This is a genomic window from uncultured Lutibacter sp., assembly GCF_947493565.1.
In the GTDB taxonomy this organism is placed as follows: Bacteria; Bacteroidota; Bacteroidia; order Flavobacteriales; family Flavobacteriaceae; genus Lutibacter; species Lutibacter aestuarii.
The window spans coordinates 13929-35612 of record NZ_CANLRG010000008.1; the positions used below are offsets into that span (position 1 = coordinate 13929).

The 21684-nt window shown below is 27.7% G+C and carries 26 protein-coding genes and 1 tRNA gene; 17 read left to right on the forward strand and 10 right to left on the reverse strand.

Annotated elements, in window-relative coordinates; genetic code table 11:
* Positions 1 to 10: 10 nt before the first annotated feature.
* The 4 genes from Q0714_RS10885 (at position 11) to Q0714_RS10900 (ending at position 3756) form a co-directional block, all read left to right on the forward strand.
* Positions 11 to 1264: a PAS domain-containing sensor histidine kinase gene (locus Q0714_RS10885; protein WP_298264902.1), complete on the forward strand. Its 1254-nt coding sequence runs from the start codon at positions 11 to 13 to the stop codon at positions 1262 to 1264.
* Positions 1265 to 1360: 96 nt separating this feature from the next.
* Complete coding sequence (locus Q0714_RS10890) at positions 1361 to 2422, forward strand: response regulator (RefSeq protein ID WP_298264904.1); 1062 nt, start codon at positions 1361 to 1363, stop codon at positions 2420 to 2422.
* Positions 2423 to 2508: 86 nt separating this feature from the next.
* Entirely contained in the window at positions 2509 to 3363 is an 855-nt protein-coding gene (locus tag Q0714_RS10895) for a universal stress protein (protein WP_298264907.1), read from the forward strand.
* A 3-nt stretch (positions 3364 to 3366) separates the two neighbouring features.
* Entirely contained in the window at positions 3367 to 3756 is a 390-nt protein-coding gene (locus Q0714_RS10900) for a hypothetical protein (RefSeq protein ID WP_298264909.1), read from the forward strand.
* A gap of 517 nt (positions 3757 to 4273) precedes the next feature.
* Here Q0714_RS10900 and Q0714_RS10905 read toward each other — a convergent pair.
* Genes Q0714_RS10905 through Q0714_RS10920 form a run of 4 tightly spaced genes read right to left on the reverse strand, consistent with a single transcriptional unit; the run spans position 4274 to position 6630 of the window.
* On the reverse strand, positions 4274 to 4891 hold the full coding sequence (locus Q0714_RS10905) for a phosphoribosyltransferase (RefSeq protein ID WP_298264912.1): 618 nt from the start codon (positions 4889 to 4891) through the stop codon (positions 4274 to 4276).
* Between the two features lie 7 nt (positions 4892 to 4898).
* Positions 4899 to 5549 (reverse strand): alpha/beta hydrolase, encoded by a 651-nt coding sequence (locus Q0714_RS10910; protein WP_298264915.1) that lies wholly within the window; start codon positions 5547 to 5549, stop codon positions 4899 to 4901.
* A gap of 10 nt (positions 5550 to 5559) precedes the next feature.
* On the reverse strand, positions 5560 to 6006 hold the full coding sequence (locus Q0714_RS10915) for a DUF2267 domain-containing protein (protein ID WP_298264918.1): 447 nt from the start codon (positions 6004 to 6006) through the stop codon (positions 5560 to 5562).
* Positions 6007 to 6021: 15 nt separating this feature from the next.
* A complete protein-coding gene (locus tag Q0714_RS10920) occupies positions 6022 to 6630 on the reverse strand; it encodes a WG repeat-containing protein (RefSeq protein WP_298264920.1) in 609 nt (202 codons plus the stop codon).
* 259 nt (positions 6631 to 6889) lie between these two features.
* Between Q0714_RS10920 and Q0714_RS10925 the strand changes: the two genes are divergently transcribed.
* From Q0714_RS10925 to Q0714_RS10960, 8 genes are all read left to right on the forward strand, one after another.
* Complete coding sequence (locus Q0714_RS10925; RefSeq protein WP_298264923.1) at positions 6890 to 7297, forward strand: hypothetical protein; 408 nt, start codon at positions 6890 to 6892, stop codon at positions 7295 to 7297.
* Between the two features lie 23 nt (positions 7298 to 7320).
* Positions 7321 to 7764 (forward strand): hypothetical protein, encoded by a 444-nt coding sequence (locus Q0714_RS10930; protein WP_298264926.1) that lies wholly within the window; start codon positions 7321 to 7323, stop codon positions 7762 to 7764.
* A gap of 95 nt (positions 7765 to 7859) precedes the next feature.
* A tRNA-Thr gene (locus tag Q0714_RS10935) sits at positions 7860 to 7933 on the forward strand.
* Between the two features lie 126 nt (positions 7934 to 8059).
* The gene (gene udk, locus Q0714_RS10940) at positions 8060 to 8665 is read left to right on the forward strand and encodes a uridine kinase (RefSeq protein WP_298264928.1); all 606 of its coding nucleotides are present in this window, start codon (positions 8060 to 8062) and stop codon (positions 8663 to 8665) included.
* Positions 8666 to 8671: 6 nt separating this feature from the next.
* Positions 8672 to 8989 (forward strand): septum formation initiator family protein, encoded by a 318-nt coding sequence (locus Q0714_RS10945; RefSeq protein WP_298264930.1) that lies wholly within the window; start codon positions 8672 to 8674, stop codon positions 8987 to 8989.
* 69 nt (positions 8990 to 9058) lie between these two features.
* Complete coding sequence (locus tag Q0714_RS10950) at positions 9059 to 10414, forward strand: methylmalonyl-CoA mutase subunit beta (protein WP_298264933.1); 1356 nt, start codon at positions 9059 to 9061, stop codon at positions 10412 to 10414.
* Positions 10404 to 11861 (forward strand): methylmalonyl-CoA mutase family protein, encoded by a 1458-nt coding sequence (locus Q0714_RS10955; protein WP_298264935.1) that lies wholly within the window; start codon positions 10404 to 10406, stop codon positions 11859 to 11861. The genes Q0714_RS10950 and Q0714_RS10955 overlap by 11 nt, the downstream gene beginning before the upstream one ends.
* 31 nt (positions 11862 to 11892) lie before the next feature.
* On the forward strand, positions 11893 to 12363 hold the full coding sequence (locus Q0714_RS10960; protein WP_298264937.1) for a hypothetical protein: 471 nt from the start codon (positions 11893 to 11895) through the stop codon (positions 12361 to 12363).
* 141 nt (positions 12364 to 12504) lie between these two features.
* On the opposite strand, the gene Q0714_RS10965 is transcribed toward Q0714_RS10960, so the two are convergent.
* Positions 12505 to 13734: an MFS transporter gene (locus tag Q0714_RS10965; RefSeq protein WP_298264940.1), complete on the reverse strand. Its 1230-nt coding sequence runs from the start codon at positions 13732 to 13734 to the stop codon at positions 12505 to 12507.
* A 251-nt stretch (positions 13735 to 13985) separates the two neighbouring features.
* Here Q0714_RS10965 and Q0714_RS10970 point away from each other — a divergent pair, with 251 nt between their 5' ends.
* Complete coding sequence (locus tag Q0714_RS10970) at positions 13986 to 14600, forward strand: DUF1684 domain-containing protein (protein WP_298264943.1); 615 nt, start codon at positions 13986 to 13988, stop codon at positions 14598 to 14600.
* A gap of 362 nt (positions 14601 to 14962) precedes the next feature.
* Here the strand turns inward: Q0714_RS10970 and Q0714_RS10975 are convergent, their stop codons facing one another.
* The 5 genes from Q0714_RS10975 to Q0714_RS10995 all read right to left on the reverse strand — a co-directional run bounded on the left by Q0714_RS10975 (position 14963) and on the right by Q0714_RS10995 (position 18670).
* The gene (locus tag Q0714_RS10975) at positions 14963 to 16204 is read right to left on the reverse strand and encodes an ammonium transporter (protein WP_298264945.1); all 1242 of its coding nucleotides are present in this window, start codon (positions 16202 to 16204) and stop codon (positions 14963 to 14965) included.
* A gap of 21 nt (positions 16205 to 16225) precedes the next feature.
* Positions 16226 to 16564 (reverse strand): P-II family nitrogen regulator, encoded by a 339-nt coding sequence (locus tag Q0714_RS10980; protein WP_298264948.1) that lies wholly within the window; start codon positions 16562 to 16564, stop codon positions 16226 to 16228.
* Between the two features lie 209 nt (positions 16565 to 16773).
* Positions 16774 to 17145 (reverse strand): fluoride efflux transporter CrcB, encoded by a 372-nt coding sequence (crcB, locus tag Q0714_RS10985; protein WP_298264949.1) that lies wholly within the window; start codon positions 17143 to 17145, stop codon positions 16774 to 16776.
* A gap of 6 nt (positions 17146 to 17151) precedes the next feature.
* Entirely contained in the window at positions 17152 to 18123 is a 972-nt protein-coding gene (locus Q0714_RS10990) for a BT_3928 family protein (RefSeq protein ID WP_298264952.1), read from the reverse strand.
* Between the two features lies 1 nt (position 18124).
* Complete coding sequence (locus Q0714_RS10995; RefSeq protein ID WP_298264955.1) at positions 18125 to 18670, reverse strand: DUF1599 domain-containing protein; 546 nt, start codon at positions 18668 to 18670, stop codon at positions 18125 to 18127.
* A 65-nt stretch (positions 18671 to 18735) separates the two neighbouring features.
* On the opposite strand from Q0714_RS10995, the gene Q0714_RS11000 reads away from it, so the two are divergent.
* Genes Q0714_RS11000 through cdaA form a run of 4 tightly spaced genes read left to right on the forward strand, consistent with a single transcriptional unit; the run spans position 18736 to position 21681 of the window.
* Positions 18736 to 19317, forward strand: a complete 582-nt coding sequence (locus Q0714_RS11000; RefSeq protein WP_298264958.1) for a TIGR00730 family Rossman fold protein — start codon at positions 18736 to 18738, stop codon at positions 19315 to 19317.
* Positions 19317 to 20150, forward strand: coding sequence for a dihydropteroate synthase (gene folP, locus Q0714_RS11005; RefSeq protein ID WP_298264960.1), 834 nt, complete (start codon positions 19317 to 19319; stop codon positions 20148 to 20150). The genes Q0714_RS11000 and folP overlap by 1 nt, the downstream gene beginning before the upstream one ends.
* Positions 20151 to 20153: 3 nt before the next feature.
* A complete protein-coding gene (locus Q0714_RS11010; protein WP_298264963.1) occupies positions 20154 to 20861 on the forward strand; it encodes a hypothetical protein in 708 nt (235 codons plus the stop codon).
* 46 nt (positions 20862 to 20907) lie between these two features.
* Positions 20908 to 21681: a diadenylate cyclase CdaA gene (gene cdaA, locus Q0714_RS11015; protein ID WP_298264965.1), complete on the forward strand. Its 774-nt coding sequence runs from the start codon at positions 20908 to 20910 to the stop codon at positions 21679 to 21681.
* The last annotated feature ends 3 nt before the right edge of the window (positions 21682 to 21684 follow it).

Genomic DNA, 21684 nt, shown 5'->3' on the forward strand with positions numbered 1-21684 from the left:
TTAAAATTCTATGTTTCATCAAAATAAAAATATTTTTGACATTTTATTTGAAGCTATTCCTGAAGGAGTTATTATTGTTAATCAAAAACAAATAATAGTTGCCGCTAACTCTTCAGCTGCTAACATGTTTGGTTACCGTAAAAGTGAGTTAATCAATAAAGCACTTCACATTTTAATTCCTTCTAAATTTCACAAAAATCACATCGCACATTTTAACAATTTTATAAAAACAAACCATATTAAAAAAATTGAACATGGATCAGACTTATATGGCATTGGTAAAAACAATAAAGAATTTCCTGTTGAAATTGGATTAAACCCATTTAAAGTAGGAAATGACAATTTTGTAATTGCTTTAATTATTGATGTTACTACTAGAAAAAAAAATGAAAAACAAATTGAAACATTAAACGACGAGTTAGAAAAAAAAATTAAGCATAGAACTGCTGAACTCAATAACACCATTAAACAACTAAAAGAGCTAAATTTAAATTACAAAGAAGAAATTAAAAAAAGAATTATTGCCGAAACTAGAATTAAAGCTGCCTTAAAAAAAGAAATTGAACTTAACGACCTTAAAACAAAATTTTTATCTATGGTTTCTCATGAATTTAAAACTCCCTTAAGTGGAATTTTAACTTCCTCAATGCTCTTAAAAAAATACCAACGCAATGAAGAACAAAAAAAACGTGACAAACATATTGAAATTATTACCAATAAAGTTCATTACTTAAATGACATTTTAAATGATTTTTTATCCATTGAAAAATTAGACTCTAATAAAATAGTTTATAAATTCTCAACATTTCATTTAAGTAAAGTTATAAATGAAGTGGTTTATAATGCCAATTTATTATTAAAAACAGGGCAACGAATTATAATCCCTGATAATATTGATGATTTTGTTCTTCAACAAGATGAACGCATATTAGAGTTAATACTTTCTAATTTAATACACAATTCTATTAAATATTCTGGAGAAAATACCACAATTCAAATTGCTGTTTACCAAAATAACGGTACTATTATTTTTAAAATAAAAGATGAAGGAATAGGAATTCCTCAAAACGATCAAAAATTTATATTCAATCGATATTTTAGAGCTGAAAATGCATTAAATATCCAAGGAACGGGCATTGGACTCAATATTATAAAAGCTCATATAGAAAATCTAAAAGGAAAAATTAATTTTTCAAGTGAAGAAAACATAGGATCCGAATTTGTATTAATTCTTCCTAAAGAAAACAAAAATAACAATCAATAAATTATTTATTGATAAACAAAATGATTAAATTTAAGGAGGCAAAAAATAGCGCATTCAAATTCCCCTTGCACTATCTAAATATTAAAACATAAACTCATGAAAAAAGTTTTATTAATAGAGGATGATGCTGTTGTAAGAGAGAATACGGCTGAACTTTTAGAATTAGCCAACTATACTGTTATTTGCGCTTCAAATGGAAAACATGGAATAATTGAAGCAAAAAAACACCTACCTGATATTATTATTTGTGACATCATGATGCCTGAACTAAATGGTTATGGTGTATTACAAATTTTATCTAAAGAAGATGCCACCAAAAAAATTCCTTTTATATTTTTATCTGCAAAAACCGAGCATAAAGATATCCGAAAAGGGATGAACTTAGGTGCAGACGATTATATTACAAAGCCTTTTGACGAATCTGAATTGTTTAGCGCAATTGAAAGCAGGCTTGCTAAAATTGCCATTTTAAATGAGGTTTCTGTTGAAACAGAAAATCATTTTAATGAAGAAATAATTTCAAAATATGAACTTAAAAACTTAAATCATTTAAAGAAATTTTTTATTGAAAATGTAGAAGAAATCTCATTTGAGATGAATAAAATTATTTATCATAAAGGAGACAACTCAAATTATGTTTACTTAATTAAAAAAGGCGTAGTAAAAACCTATAAAATTGATGAACAAGGAAAAGAATTGATTACAGCCTTACATAAAGAAGATGATTTTTTTGGGATAACTTCATTTTTACATAATCTCCCTTATCAAGAATATGCTACCGCAATTGAAGAAACCGTGGTTTTTAGAATGTCTAAGAGTGAATTAAAAAAAATTTTAGAACAAAATCATGAAGTTACTTTAGAGTTAATAGACCATTTAACAGATAATGTCAAAGAAATTAAAGATCATTTGCTTGAAATGGCCTACAGTTCTGTAAGAAAAAAAACGGCTAATACCATTTTGCATTTTTCAGAAAAAATTAAAAATAGACCCGAAGAATCCATTAAAATTTCCAGAAGTGATTTGGCTAGTATTGCTGGAATAGCTACTGAAACTTTTATTAGAACTCTTTCCGATTTTAAAAAAGATGGAATTATTGATATTGAAGGAAGAAATATTAAAATTCTGAATTTAGAAAAACTACAAAAAATAAATTAATACTACAAAGTGTTGATATATATCATTTTGCTTTTTAAATGTGCGTTTTAACTTTGAGTATAAACGCTATTAAACAATTAAGCATTATGAAAAATATACTTCTCCCTACCGACTTTTCTGAAAACTCATGGAATGCAATTAAATACGCAATTTCATTATTTAAGGAAACTGCTTGTAATTTTTATTTATTGCATGTTACATTAATTTCATATAGTTCAAGCAGCGGTGATTATCCTTTAGTAGCTACACAAGGTATTATTGAAAATACCTTATTAAAACAAGCCAAAACAACTATAAAAAAACAATTAAAAAAATGTGAATCACTTACCAAAAACCCAAAACACAATTTTTTTACAATTACTAGTTATGACTTTTTTATTGATTCTGTAAAAAATCATTTAAAAGAAAAAAATATTGATCTTATAGTAATGGGTACCAAAGGCGCATCTGGTTTAAATGAAGTTCTTATTGGTAGTAATACTGGAGATTTAATAACACAAGTTCAATGTCCGACATTAATTGTTCCCGAAAATTCAATTTACAAACCTTTAAAAGAAATTGCTTTTCCAACAGATTATAATATTTTTTATCAAACAAAAGTATTAAAAGAGATTTTAGAATTTATGAAATTACAAGATGCTTTTTTAAGAGTGGTTCATATTACAAAAAAAGATGAAAATTTAACCCCTTATCAAGTTGAGAATAAAGAAATGCTTCATACTTTTTTTACAGATGAAAAATGTACTTTTCATAAAATAACCAATAAAAAAACTGAAGAAGGAATTCAATGCTTTGCAGAAAGTAGAGATATAGATATGATTGTTATGATAGCCAAAAACTTAAATCTTTTTCAACGAATTTTATTTAGACCAACTGTTGAAGAAATAAGTTACCATACAGAAATCCCATTTTTAGTATTACATGAAGAATTTAAATATTAACTTATGGAAAATAGCTCAATTTATTTAGCAAAGTTTTGGGGGTGGTACTTAATCATTTTCTTTTTAATATTAAGTTTTAACCCCAAAAGAATAAGGCAAATTGTAATAGATTTAAAAGATCAAAAGTTTACCATAATTATTTCATTTTTAGCCATAATTATTGGGTTGCTTAATCTTTTATTTCACAATATATGGAAAGCAGATTATAGAATTATAATAACTTTATTTGGTTGGTGTTCTTTACTATTAGGTTTGTCTCTTTTTATAATACCTAAACAAACTGTTAAATGGTTAAATTTTGTAAACATCAAATTTGTTCAAGTGTTTTACATTTTATTGTTTTTAATTGGTGTTTACTTACTAAGTATTGCCTATGGCATTATTATTTATTAAAACTAAACTGATAACAATCATATCGTAAATTGATGGCAATCATTTTATTTATAAAATTTCCCATATACATTTACAACATAAAATTTAAGTTCTTTGATTTCTTAAAAAATAAATCTAAAAAATAAATTCATGATGTTTTTTAAAACATTATAAATTAGGAAGGCTAAGATATCCTTTTTGACAGTTTTAATTTATTAGCTAATTTTTAGTAATAAAAATTTTTGAAAGATTATTTCAATATCAAGAAGTTACCTTATTCTTTCTTAAAAAGGAAACAGGAAGTTTAGGCTTCCTGTTTCTAACAAAAAACCCATGAAAAAGAAAAATTTATACTTAACAAAGTATAAATTAGTTAAAGAATTTAAAAATGGTTTGGATTCGTATGATTCTAAAATTACTTGAGTTATAAAGCAATTTTAAAATTGTACAACATTAAATTGTTGAATTAAATTCTTTAAAAGGAAACAGGGAAGTTTTCACTTCCCTGTTTCTGTTTATAAAACTGCATTATAAATTATTATTTTAATAATTGAATTACCTTTTCATCTGAAACTTGTCTAAAATCTTTATAAAATTGTCCAACTGCTCTAAAATTTTTTGGGGTTAATAAACAAATTGTCTCTTTTACTATTGGCAACTCATTAATGGTATTAAATGCAACTATGGATGATACAGGAAGAGCTACAACAATATTTGCTGGATTTTCTTTTTTGATAAGGTCTATACTTGAAAGTAATGTTCTTCCAGTAGCTACGCCATCATCCACAACAATCACTGTTTTATTTTGTAAATTCATAGGAATTCTATCTCCATAATACAATTTATAACGATTTGTTAAAACCTCTCTAATTCTTTTAATTTCACTTTCAATATAATGTGCTGTTACTCCTTCAATAAATTCATTTAAACTTTTACTTTTTAAAGTTACAGCTCCAATAGCATATTCTTTATTAAATGGATGACCAATTTTTTTTGAGAGTACAATTTCTAAAGGAAGGTTTAATTTTTTTGCTATTTCATACCCTACTGGCACTCCTCCTCTAGGAATTGCCACTACTACAACATCTTTGTTGTTTTTATAAATTAACAATTCATCTGCTAATAAACTACCAGCCTGTTCTCTATTAATAAACATTATAAGTTCATTTATTTTTTATATAAGTATTAAACCAACTTATTGTTTTTTGTGCTACTAAATCTAATTTTCCAGACTCAACAAATAAATGTGAAGCACCTTCAATAATTTCTAGCTCGCAAACGCCATTTATTTGTTCTTTTGCTTTTTTATTTAATTCAATTACCACCCCATCATTTCCTCCAACAATTAAAAGAGTTGGAATAGTTATAGACTTTAACTCTATTATTGCCAAATCTGGTCTACCTCCTCGTGAAACTATAGCCTTTACTTTTTCACCTATTTTAGATGCTGCACTTAATGCTGAAGCTGCTCCAGTACTAGATCCAAAATAACCAATAGGTAAATTGCTAGTTTCTTTATAATTAGAAACCCAATGGGTAACTAATACTAAACGTTCAGTCAATAAATTAATATCAAACCGATTTCCATAAACTAAATCTTCTTCAGGCATTAATAAATCAAATAGCAAACTGGAATACCCTTGTTTAAATAATAAACTTGCTACATAATTATTTCGTATACTCAATCTACTACTACCACTTCCATGAGAAAATAATATGATTCCTTTTGAAGGATTGGTCATTCTTAAATTAGCATTTAATATAATGTTATCGAGTTTAATTTCTACTACTTTATAAGGTGATATTGTTTCCATATTAAAAGCATTAAAACATTATATTTTGATATATTATAAATTTTAGGTCTTTAGGAAGTTCTGTTCTAATATCTTCTAATTCACCTAAAGAAATATACTTTCTTAACACCATAAATGTTGATTTAATATAATTCTCAGCTTTGGCATCTGATCCGAAATCATGAATTGAAGTTTTTCCATCAAAAACCCTTATTAAATCAATAAACTCGGTCATACTTTTTACTTTCTTCTTTTTACGAGATGACCATCCATTAACATAAACAGCCTTTAAAAACATTGGAAATTGAGCAATTAGTTGTAATGATTCTTCGGTAGATATAACCTCTCGTAAGCCATGTAATATAGAAGATAAAATACGTCCTGCCTGTTCGGTATCATTGCCAAGATTTAATTCCTTTGTATATATCTTTAGAAATTTATTGGCATCTATTGCAAATTGATTAAAGTTTAGTGACATAGTTAAGCTTTTTAATTATAGTTTATAAATACTCCAGGTATAATCATCCTTTTTTACAGCAACTAAATTTGGAGCAATAAATTTAGAGCGGATGCTTGGAGGTAATTGAATAGTCAATTCTGAAGGAATATAAGTTCGTATATTGTATAAATAAGCTTCTTTGTCCCCATTGGTATTTATAATGTATTCTTCAATTTTATTAGCAATTACTGCTTTTTTTAACACTTTATTATAACCAATGGTATCATTGGTAAATTGAACAATAATTGCATATCCATTAAAAAAATTTGTAGCGTTTAAAAATTGATGATTTACTACAGTTTCACCAAGTCTATTAATATATCCAAAAAAATATTTGTTATCCACAAGCTTTTTAATTAAGCACCTTCCATCTTTAAATACAGGATATAAAAAATTGGCATCAGGCAAATTACTTAATACTAAATCGTCTCTGTAATCTATCACTAAAACACCATCATTATTAATAAACCCCCACTTTCCATCTTTTTTTACTGCAGCTAAATTGTCATGAAAAGGAGAAATTTGGTCTATATTTGAAATCATTTGTGCAAAATTCTCTGTAGTAAAAAATAAATAAACTAATAAAATAATTAATTTTTTCATGGTTCATACATTTTTATTTACTTTAAAGTTATTACAGACTTTTATAAACTGGAATGATATTCCTCAATTTCAAATAATCAATTATCTATATTTTAAAGAATTTTAAATTAAAAAGCGCCTATTATATAGCTTAAATGCCCAATTGATTGCTTTATTTTTATAATCAATGAATGAATGAAATAAATTTTACGTTTGAGGAATATCATTTTATATCTCACAAATTTCAATTTAATTAGAAGAGCATTTAAATTGAAAAACTATGGAAACTAGCGAACTTACCTATAAAAAATTCGAACACAATAAAAGCATTAATGAATTAGAGTATGATACTTTAATTTGGATTTCTAGATTTGAATTTATTAAAACAGAATTGGCCTTTTTAAAAAAACTAATTCAATCCAATTCTTTTAAATCTAGAATTCCAAACCTTTATGAACGGATACAGCTTTTTATTCAAGAAATTGACATTTTACTAAAAAACAATCAAAGAATTTTACACAAACTAACCGAGCAACATAACAATTTAAGTGGAAAGTTATATTATGAATCGTTTCAATTAATTGCTTATGAAAAATTGGCAGAAAAGATTTTTAATTACACTATAACTTATCAAAATTTTAAAATTAGAATTTTTGAATATCTCGAAAGTATTTTAAAACAAGAATAAAAAATAATCTAAAATTACAAACGATGGAAACCAAAATAAAAAAGGACTGGTTTGGCAGAGAAAAAAGCATCGCCGAGCTTCACTACGATTCAAAATTATGGATTTCAGAAATTGAATTTATTAATGATGAATTACGCTTTTTAGACAATTTATTAAGCATGTATTTTATAGACTGTTTAGATTTGGGTCTTAAAAAAAACATTGAAGATTTTGTAAAAAAAATAGCCACTGAAAAGCAATTAATTTCCACATTTATAAATTTAATAAACAAACACGAAAAAATATTGGTTGACTTAATTGAAACCAATAGTGTTAAAAGCAATAAAAATTTCTTAGAGTCTCATAAAAAATTAGAACGAGAAATAAATACCTATTTTAAAAATTACAAAAAACTAAAAAAGGACATTTTTAATACCATTGAAAACATTATGAAGAAAAAAGAACAGTTGAAAATATCTTTAAAATAGTTCTTAAATTCAAGACATTAAATTGCACTTAAAAAATAAATAAAAAAATACTTGTTTATTATCTAGAAAGTATTTTAATTTGCACCCGCAAACAAGCCGATGTAGCTCAGCTGGCTAGAGCAGCTGATTTGTAATCAGCAGGTCGTGGGTTCGAGTCCCTCCATCGGCTCAAAAAAGTCTCTTCAATTTTGAAGAGGCTTTTTTTATTTATCACACTCCTCCTAAATAATAAAAAATTGAATTCACATATATTTATTTTTATTCCTTAATTTTGCTAACATCAAACTAACTATTTATGCTTATAATTGGAATAGCTGGAGGTACTGGAAGCGGAAAAACAACCGTAGTAAATCAAATTTTACATGAATTACCTGTTGATGAAGTTTGTGTAATTTCACAAGATTCATACTACAATATTACCACTGGATTATCTTATGAAGAACGTACAAAAATAAACTTTGACCACCCAAAAGCTATTGATTTTGAGTTATTGGTTGACCATTTAAATTTATTAAGACAAGGAAAAGTAATTGAACAACCTGTGTACTCATTTGTAACGCATAATCGAACTTCAGATACGCTAATTACTCACCCCAAAAAAGTAGTTATTGTTGAAGGAATTTTAATTTTTAATAACAAAGAATTAAGAGATATTTTTGACATTAAAATATTTGTTCATGCAGATACAGATGAACGTTTGATTAGAAGAGTTAGACGAGATATTGAAGAAAGAGGTAGAGATATAAATGAAGTATTAACAAGATATCAAACCACCTTAAAACCAATGCATCAACAGTTTATTGAACCTACCAAAAACTATGCAGATATTATAATTCCTAATGATCGATATAATACGGTTGCTATAGATATCGTTAGAACTGTAATAACTAACAAACTATAGTTTTTTATGACATTTCATCAATTAAAAAATAAACCTATCATTAAAATTATTACCAATAGGTATGTAATTATACTTTCCATTTTTGTGGTATGGATGGTATTTTTTGATGAAAATTCATTGCTGAATCATCTAGAATTCAATAAAGAAATTGATAAACTACAAAGTGAAAAAGAACATTTTAAAACTGAAATTGAAAAAGATAAAGAACTCATAAAAAAATTACAAGATAAAGAACAGTTAGAGAAATTTGCTAGAGAAGAATACTACATGAAAAAAGAGAATGAAGAAATTTATATTATTGAATATGATACTTTAAAAAAGTAATGCTACCATTTTTAAAGTTACTTTTCCTATTTTTATTCAACATATTTCGCTTTCAAAATACTATAAATTATGAGTGACTTTATAACCAAAGATTTTAATCCTAGTTCGGCAGCTGCTTGGAAACAAAAAATCCAATTTGACTTAAAAGGAGCAGATTATAACAAAACTCTTTTAACTACAACTAATGAAGGAATAACTATAAAGCCATTTTACCACTTAGACAATTTTGAAAAGTTAAAGATTCCAACACCTCAAGAAGATTTTAAAATTTGCCAAAAAATAACTATTTCATCAGAAAAAGAAGCAAATTTAAAAGCTACAAATGCTATAAAAAATGGAGTCGCCTCTATTAAATTTATTGTTAATCAACCTTTTAACTCCAAAATACTGTTTAAAAATCTATTAAATAAACAGCTCGAATTCCATTTTCAATTTTATTTTTTAGATGAAACTTTTATCGATGAGCTTTTCAAACTTCTTAAAAATGAAACCGTTTATTACAATTTAGATATTGTAGGCAATTTAGCTAAAACTGGAAATTGGTTTAACTCATTAACCAATGATTTTAATGTAATAGAAAACCTACTTCAACAAAACAAAAAACAATTTTTATTAAGTGTAGATGTTAACATTTATCAAAACGCTGGGGCAAATACCGTTCAACAAACAGCCTATACGTTAGCACATGCCAATGAATATTTAACCAAATTTGGCGATGATATTGCTCAAAAAATTCAATTTAATTTTGCAATGGGTAGTAATTATTTTTTTGAAATCTCCAAAATAAGAGCTTTTCGTTATTTATACAATTTAATTTTAGGAGAATACAACACCAATTCTATTGCACAAATATTTGCTGAACCTAGTCTAAGAAACAAAACTTTATACAATGCACATGTGAATATGCTTCGAACCACAACTGAAAGCATGAGTGCCATTTTAGGAGGAGCCAATACTATTTCTAATTGTTCATTTGACACCTTATTTCATCATCCTAATGAATTTGGAGAACAAATTGCACAAAATCAATTACTAATTTTAAAAGAAGAAAATAATTTTAAAAATGCACAACATATAGTAACTGATACATACTATATTGAAACCATTACTAAAGAAATTGCAGAAAAAGCATTGGCTATTTTTAAAGATATAGAAAAAGGAGGTGGCTTTTTACATCAATTAAAAGAAGGAACCATCCAACGAAAAATAGCAGAAAACGCTCAAAAGGAACAAATTAAATTTAATAGTGGAGAGCTTGTTTTAGTTGGTTCTAACAAATACCTAAATGAACAAGAAAACATTAAAAACAATATAGAAATTAGTCCTTTTATTAAAAGGAAACCGTACAAAACATTAATTATTCCAATAAGTGCAAAACGGCTTTCTAAAACTTTGGAACAAAAAAGATTGAAAAATGAAACGTAAAGATTTTTCTAAACTAGCAATTAGCACTCAGCGCACTAAGGAAGTTAATTTTAACCATGAAAATTATGTTGCTGGTATTGCGCCATTTTTAAGAGGTATTCATTCAACTATGTACGTAAAAAAACCTTGGACAATTATACAAAGTACTCGTTTTTCAACAGCAGAAGAAGGTAATACCTTTTATCGCAAAAACCTAACCGCTAATCAAAAACATATTTCGGTTGTTTTTGATTTAGCAACAAATCTCGGTTATGATTCTGATTATGAGCATGTACAAAATTATATTGGAAAAAATGGGATTGCCATAGATTCTGTAGAGGATATGAAGATCCTTTTCAAAAAGCTTCCTTTAGAACAATTAATTGTTTCTATATCTATAAATAAAGCTGTTTTACCCATACTTGCCTTTTACATAGTAGCTGCTAAAGAACAAAATATTGATGAGAACTTACTTTCTGGCATTCTTCAAATTGATGAGCTTACATTGCATAATACTACTATGCAACTACCTAAGCCTCCTATGAGAATAATTTCAGATATTTTGGATTACACCAATAAACATCTGCCTAAATTTAATACTATATCAATTTCAAACTATCACTTACAAAAAGTAGGAATTCTACCAGAAATTGAACTAGCTTATACTTTAGCAAATGGTTTAAAATACCTTAAAGCTGCAATTAATAGCGGTGTAGATATTGATTCATTTGCTACAAAATTATCATTTTCTTGGAACATTGATAGGAATCATTTTATTGAAATTGCTAAAATGAGAGCTGCTCGTATGCTTTGGGCTAAAATAGTAAAACAGTTCAACCATAAAAATCAAGAATCTTTAGCTTTAAAAGTACATTGTCAAACTCATAACTGGAGTTCAACTAAACAACACCCTTTTGATACTATTACTGAAACCACCATTAAAGCCTTAACGGCAGCTTTTGGAGGTGCACAAAGTATTGATACCAATATTATTGACAACTCCAATGAATTATCCGAAGATTTTTCTGATAGAATTGCTCTTAACACACAGCTTTTTATACAAGAAGAAACAAATATTACTAACACTGTTGATCCTTGGGCAGGAAGTTCATTTGTTGAAAAACAAACCCAAGAAATAACCACCAAAACTTGGGCTTTATTGCAAGAAATTGAAAAATTTGGAGGGATAAATAAAGCCATTGAAAATGGAATTCTTAATATACAAGTTAAGTCAAATATCAATCTTTCGATACAAGAAGACAACAAGTTAATACGAAGAAATCAACTAAATAATCTAACGCAATTAAAAGCTTCTAGAAATACAACTGAAATATCTGAAGCTCTCAATAACTTAGCAGCTTGTTCCAAAACTGGGAACGAAAATTTATTAGAATTAGCAATAATTGCTGCCAAAAAAAGAGCCACTTTAGGAGAAATATCAAATGCATTAGAAAACGTATTTGAATAAAATTTAGCAATCTTTTTAACAAATTCTAATAATGTTCAATAAAAAACCAAACGATCAAGAGTTTAAAAAAGCTACCGATTTAGCCAATACATTTGCAGAATTAGAAGGCAGAAGACCTCGTATTATGATTGCTGAACTTGGGTCAAAATCACAAGATAATAATTTAAAAATAGTAGCCACAAGGTATGCCGATTTAGGATTTGATGTTGATATTGGATTTTTATTTCAAACTTCAAAAAAATTAGTGAAACAAGCTATTGAGAATGATGTACATTCGTTAAATATTTTATTATCAACAACCAATCACAAAGTATTTATTCAACAAATTATTGATGAGTTAAAATTGTATGGAAGAGAAGATATTATGGTTGTTATTCATGAAAATATTCCTTCTCAAAATTATGAGTACTTGCTTCGTACTGGTGTTAAATTTATTATCAGTTCCAAAACAACAACTTCTAAAACAGCTATTGATATTTTAACCTCTTTAATTAAAGGTTAAAATAATTTGTCAAAAAATACAATTAAATATAAATAAACATCAAAAATAATAGCTCTATTTTCTGATAAACATATTATATGCTATTGTAAAAACACCCCATTAAAAAATATTTTTAGAAAACAAAAACTATAAAAGAGGCAATTAATTACCTATCACCTCTTTTTCTTTATGTAATAAATCTCTTAAAAAAATCATTAAAATAACTGCTACAAACCCTAAGCCACCCATTACAAACCAATTAGTAATATATCCAAATCTATCAATAATTTCCATCCCTGTTTTGGCACTAAAAATATGTGCAACAGAAAACGCCATAGTATATAGTGCTAAATAACGGCCTTCTCTACCTTTTGGAGCTCTATTCATCGCAAAATTATTAGTAAATGGAAACGCTAACATTTCACCAAAAGTTATAAACAACATTCCAATAATCAAAACACCCACCCAACTACTTACATTTAATATTATAAAACTTAGTGCAAATAAAACCAAACTCCAAGTAATAATTTTCATTCTGTTTAGTAATGTTTTTTCTATATAATGAATTAAAGGCATTTCAAATAAAAAGATTAAAAATCCGTTTAACCCCATAACTAAGCCTATTTGTACTTCACTTAATGCATGCACCTCTTTGTAATATAGTGGCATGGTAGTGAATAATTGTAAGAAAATAAAGCCCATTAAAAAAACAATCACCAAAAACAACCAATAAGGTTTATCTCTATATACCGAACGTTGTGTTTCTGAAGTATCTACAATAGCTTCGCTTTTCTTACTTAGTTCTCTTTTACTCAATACTAATTTTAATAAAAACACCGCAGTAATACAAGTTATACCATCTACCCAAAAAAGTCCAGAGTAATTTAAAGTCGCTATAATAATTCCTCCCAAGAAAGGTCCCAATGAAAATCCTAAATTTATAGCCAACCTAATTAAGGTAAGTGAGCGCGTTTGGTTTTCAGGTTTACTATAGGCTTTTAATGAAACAAACATAGCTGGTCTAAAAGTATCTGCTATAGACATGGTTATAAAAATTGCCAATGCAAACCCAATAAATGAATGTATAAATTGTAATGCTATAAATAAAAAACCTGTGATTAATAAGCTCCAAAACATAACTCTATAAAAACCAATTTTATCGGTTAATTTACCTCCTAACCAAGAACCTAATAATGAACCCACTCCAAAACAGCTCATAATAGTTCCTACTTGCGCTAACGAAAAGTTTAAATCTTTCGTTAAATAAAGCGTCATAAATGGCAAAACCATAGTCCCCGCCCTATTAATAAATGTTATGAGTGCCAACCACCAAACCTCGTTTGAGAGTCCTCTAAATGAATCTTGATAAGTTATAAATGTTCTTTTTACCATACTTTCAAAATTAAAAAACCCGGCAAAAAGCCGGGTTTATATTGGATAACTATATTTTATATTTACATAATTATAACACATACATACTCCGACAGTTTATTAAAAACCTCTTCTTTACGGAAACCTTGTATGTGAAACAATTCATCATTTTTTAATTTATTTTTTTTCAAAACTACAAAAATTATTTAAACAACAATCTTTTTTATTACAAATGTAATATTTTGTATTTTTGAGTTACAAACTTTTTTGGCATGAAAAAAACGTTTTTACTTATAAGTATCCTATCATTATTAATCGGTTGTACCCATAAACAAATTGGTTATGAAGATGAAATTAAAAATTTTCAATACGAATTAAATACTCAATTTGCTGATGCTGAAGAATCACCATTAACAGAAGAAGATTTAAAAAGTTTTAAGACTTTAGATTTTTTCCCCATTGATAAAAAATACAACATTACAGCTAAGTTTACACGAACTCCTAATGAACCTGTTTTTGAAATGCCAACAACCACAGACCGATTGCCATTATATAAAAAATACGGAGTTGCATATTTTACTTTAAATGGAAAAAAAATTGAGTTAAATATTTATCAAAATCAACAATTAATGACGAGTATTGGATATGAAAATCATTTATTTTTACCTTTTAATGATGCTACAAACGGTAAAAGTACTTATGGAGGTGGCAGATATATTGATTTAGAGATTCCTGAAAAAGATACTACAATGATTCGCATTGATTTTAACAGGACATACAACCCCTATTGCGCATATAATCACAAATACTCTTGTCCAATTCCACCAAAAGAAAATACAATTCCTATTGAGATTTTGGCTGGTGTAAAAGCCTATAACAAACATTAAAAAACCTATTTGGGCATCTCAGCTTTTAAGGACGTTAAAAGAAATCTAAGCATCCAAGGTAAAGTCATCTGAAATAAACTTTACATTAGGTTACATCACAGGAGAATTTTAAAATTCTAATCCATCCCAAATATATCTATTAGTAAAATCAACTCCAATATCTAACTTCTATTTTCTTAAAACTTGCATTAAGTTACCACTTATTATGACTGTAAATAGTATTAGTATTTTTTTTAATTGATTTTATACAGTAAATTTTTAACTGTTAGTAATCATTTTTATTCCATAGCAATCCTATTAAACATTATATGCTTTTAAAAAAATCTTCAAAATTGGCAATTAAGTACATTAATTAAATGCAATTAATGTTGGTTTAATCGAAAATCAGGATAAGCATCCATACCATGTTCATGAATATCTAAACCGTCTTGTTCTTCTTCTAAAGAAACTCTAATCCCTACAGTAGATTTTAATATTTTTATGATTGTATATGCAGAAACCAAACAAAAAACACCCACTGACAAAACTCCAATCAATTGTATTCCAAACTGTCCCCATCCAGCCATACTTCCAAAAATTCCTACTGCTAGTGTTCCCCAAATACCACATATTAAATGAACAGCAATAGCACCAACAGGGTCATCTAATTTCATACTATCAATAAATCCAACTCCTAAAACAATAAGCGTACCAGCTATAAAACCAATAAAAATTGAATCGGTAACACTCATTAAATCTGCTCCAGCCGTAATTCCGACCAATCCTCCTAACACTCCATTTAAAAACATTGATAAATCGTATTGTTTATGTTTAAATAATGAAACAAAAAAAGCTGCTAAGCCACCTGAAGCTGCGGCAATACAAGTGGTTACTAAAACTAAAGAAGTGCTTCCAGGATTTGCAGATAAAACAGACCCTCCGTTAAAACCAAACCAGCCCAACCAAAGTATAAACACACCTGCAGTAGCTAAAGGAATGTTATGACCTGGGATGGCTCCAATAGAACCATCTTTTTTAAATTTTCCAATTCGGGCTCCCAATAACCAAACCGCCACTAAAGCTGCCCAACCACCTACAGAATGTACTAAGGTTGAACCTGCAAAATCATAAAAACCCAATTCATCTAGCCAACCTGCTCCCCATTTCCAAGAACCTGTAATAGGATACACAATTCCAATATAAAAAATTGAAAACACCATAAAAGCGCCTAATTTTATTCTTTCGGCCACAGCTCCAGAAACTATGGTTGCCGCTGTTGCCGCAAACATTCCTTGAAATAAAAAGTCAGTCCAATAAGTATAACCTCCACTTGCATATTCTGCTGTTAAACCGTTTTCAGGTATTGACAACCCAAATAAATCGAAAAAATAATCAGGAATAATTCCTAAAATGAATGAGCCTGGATACATTAAATTAAACCCTACCAAGGCATACAATACCAAACCAATTGATATAATAAATACATTTTTAAATAATATATTGATGGTGTTTTTTTGTCTTGTTAATCCAATTTCTAACAATGAAAATCCTAAATGCATTAAAAATACTAGTGCAGTACAAATCATCATCCAAACATTGCTCACTGTAAATAATGTGTTTTCCATAATAAAAAAGTTAGTAGTTATTTATTTTAATGAGTTAGCACCTCTTTCTCGAGTTCTTATTCTGTAGGTTTCTTCAATATTTGATATAAATATTTTTCCATCACCTACACTTCCAGTAAATGCTGATTTTAAAATAGCATCTACTGTCCTTTCCAAAAAAGTTTCTGAAACTACGATTGATAAAAATCTACGCTGAATATCTGTAGTACTATAACTAACACCTCTGTATACGTGTCCTTGTTTTTCATTTCCTACACCGGTTACATCCCAGTAACTAAAAAAGTTAATTTCAATTTGATGTAAAGCTTCTTTTACTTCATCAAATTTTGACTTTCGAATAATCGCTTCGATTTTTTTCATGATAAAATGATTTTTTAATTAATTTTATCACAAAAATATATATAAATATACTTTAACCTTGTTTTTTATAGGGTATAAATATAATTTTTATTATTTTAAATAAAATATACCCTATTTTTTATAGGGTTTTTAAAATTTTATTGAGTTTTTTATTGTATTAAGTAAATTGGTATTGTTGAAAATTTGTTTTTTATTAAAAAACAGACAAATTAAACAAGTTTGGAAAGATATAAGCCTAAAAAAACTGCTAAAAAACCAAAAACTAACGATCCTAAAGTATAGAACAAAAACTGAGAATAGTCTCCATTTTTAAGGAAAAGTTGGTTTTCGTAGGCAAAAGTAGAAAAAGTAGTAAAGCCCCCACAAAAACCACTTGCGAGTAATAATGATTGATTGGCTGGAATATTTGATGACTTAGATAGCACACCAATAATAAAACCAATAAGTAAACTACCAAGTACATTTGCTAAAAATGTGCCATAAGGAATATAATTCTCAACATTATTCAGCCATTTTCCTAATAAAAATCTTAAAACACTTCCAAAACCTCCTCCAACAAATACAAGAAATGCCTGCTTCATGTTAACTTATTTAAGTATTAATTGAACTTCATCAGCATCTGTCCAACTCCATTTACCTGTAACAGTACCTTTATGTAAAGTAACAATGCCTGGATTAGCTCTTATAATTGTTTTGAGTGTAGTTTCGTCACAAAACAACATTTCAAAATTTAAATTATATTTATTTTTAATTTCTAAAAATTCTTCATTCATTGATGCAGATAAGGCATAAACTTTAAAACCATTTTCTATAGCTTTATCTGTTAAATCTTTTAGTTTACTTAAACCACTTTTTTCACTCTTACTTAAATTATACGCTACAATTAACATTATATTATCTGCTGATAAGACTTCTTCTGTTAAATCGTTTCCATCATTTGTTTCTAAAAAGAAATCATGTACTGGTGGTAATTCTGTTCCAACAAATTGCATTCCTTCTTTAATATTTTTTCCAACAGCATAAGGTCTAAAATCAATAATTGGTAGATGAATTAATACATAATACCCTATGTATAAAAAAGCTGTAAACGACAAAAAGGAAACCCATTTTGCTAAATTCAAACTTGGAAACGGTTTAATATATTCATATTTTACAACCAAAAGTATAATTAGTAAAATTAAGAATACGTTTTTATAAAATGTTTCCCAAGGCGATAGCTTTACGGCGTCACCAAAACAACCACAATCAGTAACTTTGTTATAATAAGCAGAATACCAAGTTAAAAACAAGAAAATTAAAATCATTCCAAGCAAACTCCAAACCGTAATTTTTGGAAGGTAACCCACCAACAAGAAAACCCCTAACATTATTTCAGCTAAAATTAAAAATACCGAAAAAGGCAAAGCATAAGGAATTAAAAATTCTAAATTTAAAACGTCAGCACCAAAATATTCTTGAAATTTATACGCTGAACCAAGCGGATCAACTAATTTTACAAATCCTGAAAAAATAAACGTTATGGCAACTATAAGCCTTGATATTTGAACTACTATTTTCATATTACAATTCTTTTTCATTAATATGTATTAAAGCAAAAACGGAATAATTAATCATATCTTGATAATTTGCATCTATACCTTCAGATACTAATGTTTTTCCTTTATTATCTTCAATTTGTTTCACTCGCAATAGCTTCTGTAAAATTAAATCTGTAAGAGAACTTACCCTCATATCTCTCCAAGCCTCCCCATAATCGTGATTTTTGTCTTCCATCAATTGTTTGGTTGTTGCTATGTGTGTATCATACAGTTTTACGGCTTCGTCATTAGACATGTCTGGTTGTTCAGCAACTCCTTTTTCCAATTGAATTAAAGCCATTATGGCATAATTTATAATTCCAATAAATTCTGAAACTTCTCCTTCATCAACTTTTCTTGTTACATTTTCTTGCAGCTGACGAATTCGTTGTGCTTTAATAAAAATTTGATCTGTAAGCGATGGCAATCTTAAAATTCTCCAAGCCGTTCCGTAATCTTTTAATTTATTAATATATAGTGATCGGCATTTTTCAATTACCTCATCGTATTGTTTTGAAGTTTGTTGCATGTAACTTTAATTAATTCCGTAAATTTCGAACAAATTTAATGAATTAAAAAATCAATTATCTATTTATGAAGAAAGTTGCTGTTTTTTGTGGCTCAAGCTTAGGGTTTAATGAAATATATAAAAATGAAGCTATTAAATTAGGCTTTCACTTTGCCAAAAACAACATTGGTTTAGTGTATGGAGGTGGAAAGATAGGAATGATGGGAGTTTTGGCCGATGCAATAATTGAAAAAAAAGGAGAAGTAATTGGTGTAATTCCAGGATTGCTTCGTCATGAAGAAGTAGCACATACTGAAATTACTGAAATGATTGTTACTAAAACTATGAGCAAAAGAAAAATAAAAATAAGTAAACTTGTTGATGGGTATATTGCGTTACCTGGTGGTTTTGGCACCTTAGATGAAATTTTTGAAGCCTTAACTTTAGGACAATTAGGTATTGAACAAAAGCCTGTTGGAATTTTAAATACCAATGGTTTTTTTAATCATTTAATCAAACAGTTAGAAGTTATGGTAACTGAAGGATACTTAAAACAATCTAACAAAGAAATGTTAATTATAAGCGACTCTATAGAAGAACTTGTTTCAAAAATGTTCAACTATCAAGCTCCAAAAATGACTAAAGTAATTAATAAAGTAGTAAAATAATGTTTAGTATTAATTGTAATGGAAAGCTTATCGATGTATCATCACCAAAAGTAATGGGGATTTTAAACATTACTCCTGATTCATTTTTTGACGGTGGAAAATACAACAACCCCCAAAGCATTGTAAAACAAGTTGACAAAATGCTAAGTGAGGGAGCTACTTTTATAGATGTTGGAGCTTATTCCTCTAGACCAGGTGCTAAACATATTTCTGAAAAAGAAGAAAAAGAACGTATTTTACCAGTGATTAAACTTTTAGCTAAAGAATTTCCTCAAATACTAATGTCAATTGACACTTTTAGAAGTGAAATAGCAGAAGCATGTATAAATGAAGGCGCATGTATTATTAATGATATTTCAGCTGGAAATATGGACGAAAATATGTTTACAACAGTTGCAAAACTCAATGTTCCTTATATTATTATGCATATGAAAGGCACACCGCAAAATATGCAAAAAAATTGCACATACAATCATGTTGTGAATGATGTTATATTTTACTTCTCAAAAAAAATTAACGAATTAAGACTATTAGGCGTTAATGATATTATAACTGATGTAGGATTTGGTTTTTCTAAAAAATTAGAACACAATTATAAACTGCTTAAGCATTTAGAACTTTTTAAAAGCTTAGAAGTTCCAACACTAGCAGGTTTATCAAGAAAATCTATGTTATTTAAACCTTTAGAAATAACACAAAAAGAAGCCTTAAACGCAACTACCACTGCAAATACAATAGCTTTATTAAATGGTGCTAACATTTTACGCGTACATGATGTAAAAGAAGCTGTTGAAGCTATTAAAATTGTTGAATTGCTTAAAAATGTAGAATAAACAATGAAAAAAATACTATTTATCCTCCCTTTTTTAATGATAAGCTGTGCTAAAAAAGAACTAAAAATTCCAACTCTAGCAGAAAAAGGAATTCAAGAAGTATTTGACCATTCACAAGTATGGTTTTTTTATGAAGTTAATAACAATGATACTTTGGCCGTTTTAAATAGAAAAAACACCATAAGTTCAACACATTGGATATTTAACATAGATAAACGTTTACCTTTAAAAACATTTATTGATGATATTATAACGCTTCAAGACAAACATGCAAATTCCATACATTCAAAAGAAGGAATGCATAACTATTTTAGTTTTTCTGATACCATTTCCCAAAAATTATCATTCTTAGAATTTGACAATGTTGTTTATAAAAAAGACAGTATTTTATCCAAATACTTCATCAAAGAAAACAGAAATAACTATTTGAATTTTAATAACATCAACTTGGTTTTTAATCCAAACAATGTATTATTAAATGATTCTAAAATTGAAAAAGGAGATTTTAAAGAAACATTGCTTGAATTTATTGACTTTACCTCAGAAGGTAAACAAACCATGCTTCATTTAAATTTTAATGAAAATTTATTATACCAAGATTACCTAGCTTACAAAACAATGTTATTTAATTTAAATAATACCGCTATTCTAACCAATCACATCGAATTTATTTTTAATCAAATAAAAGTTCCTGATTGTGGTTGTGAATAACTATTTTGTGTGCAATCTTTTTCCTATTTTTACAAAAACTAATTGAATGCTAGATTTTTTAGACTTTTCTTTTTTAGATATTTTAGACATTGTTTTAGTTGCAGTATTACTGTACTATGTATACAAATTACTTAAAGGAACCGTTGCTATTAATATTTTTATTGGAATAGCTTTAGTAGTTTTAATATGGAAAATTACCGAAGCATTACAAATGGAAATGCTAAGCGGATTATTGGGTGCTTTAATTAGTTTAGGAGCTATAGCCATTCTTATCGTTTTTCAGCCAGAAGTTAGAAAGTTTTTATTAATGCTTGGATCTACCAATTTTACAAGTAAAAGAAGTTTTTTAAAACAACTTAAATTTTTAAAAACTGAAATATATACCGATATGGATGTAGAAGCTATTTTACTTGCCTGTGAAAGCATGTCTTTAACAAAAACAGGAGCCTTAATTGTTTTAGAACGCTCTAATAATTTAGACTTTGTAAAACCAACAGGTGATAAAATGAACATTGAAGTTAATCAACCTATTTTAGAAAGTATTTTTTATAAAAATAGCCCCTTACATGATGGAGCCATCATTATTAAAGAAAATTTAATAGTTGCCACTCGAATTATTTTACCGTTATCTAAAAAAAGTTTACCTACTAGATTTGGTTTACGACATAGGGCAGCTATTGGAATTACAGAAAAAACAGATGCCCTTTGCTTAGTTGTTTCTGAAGAAACAGGTAAAATTTCTTATATAAAAGATGGTGAATTTATCTTATTTAAAAACCATAACGAATTAATAGAAACTATTCGATACGATCTTAATTAAAAA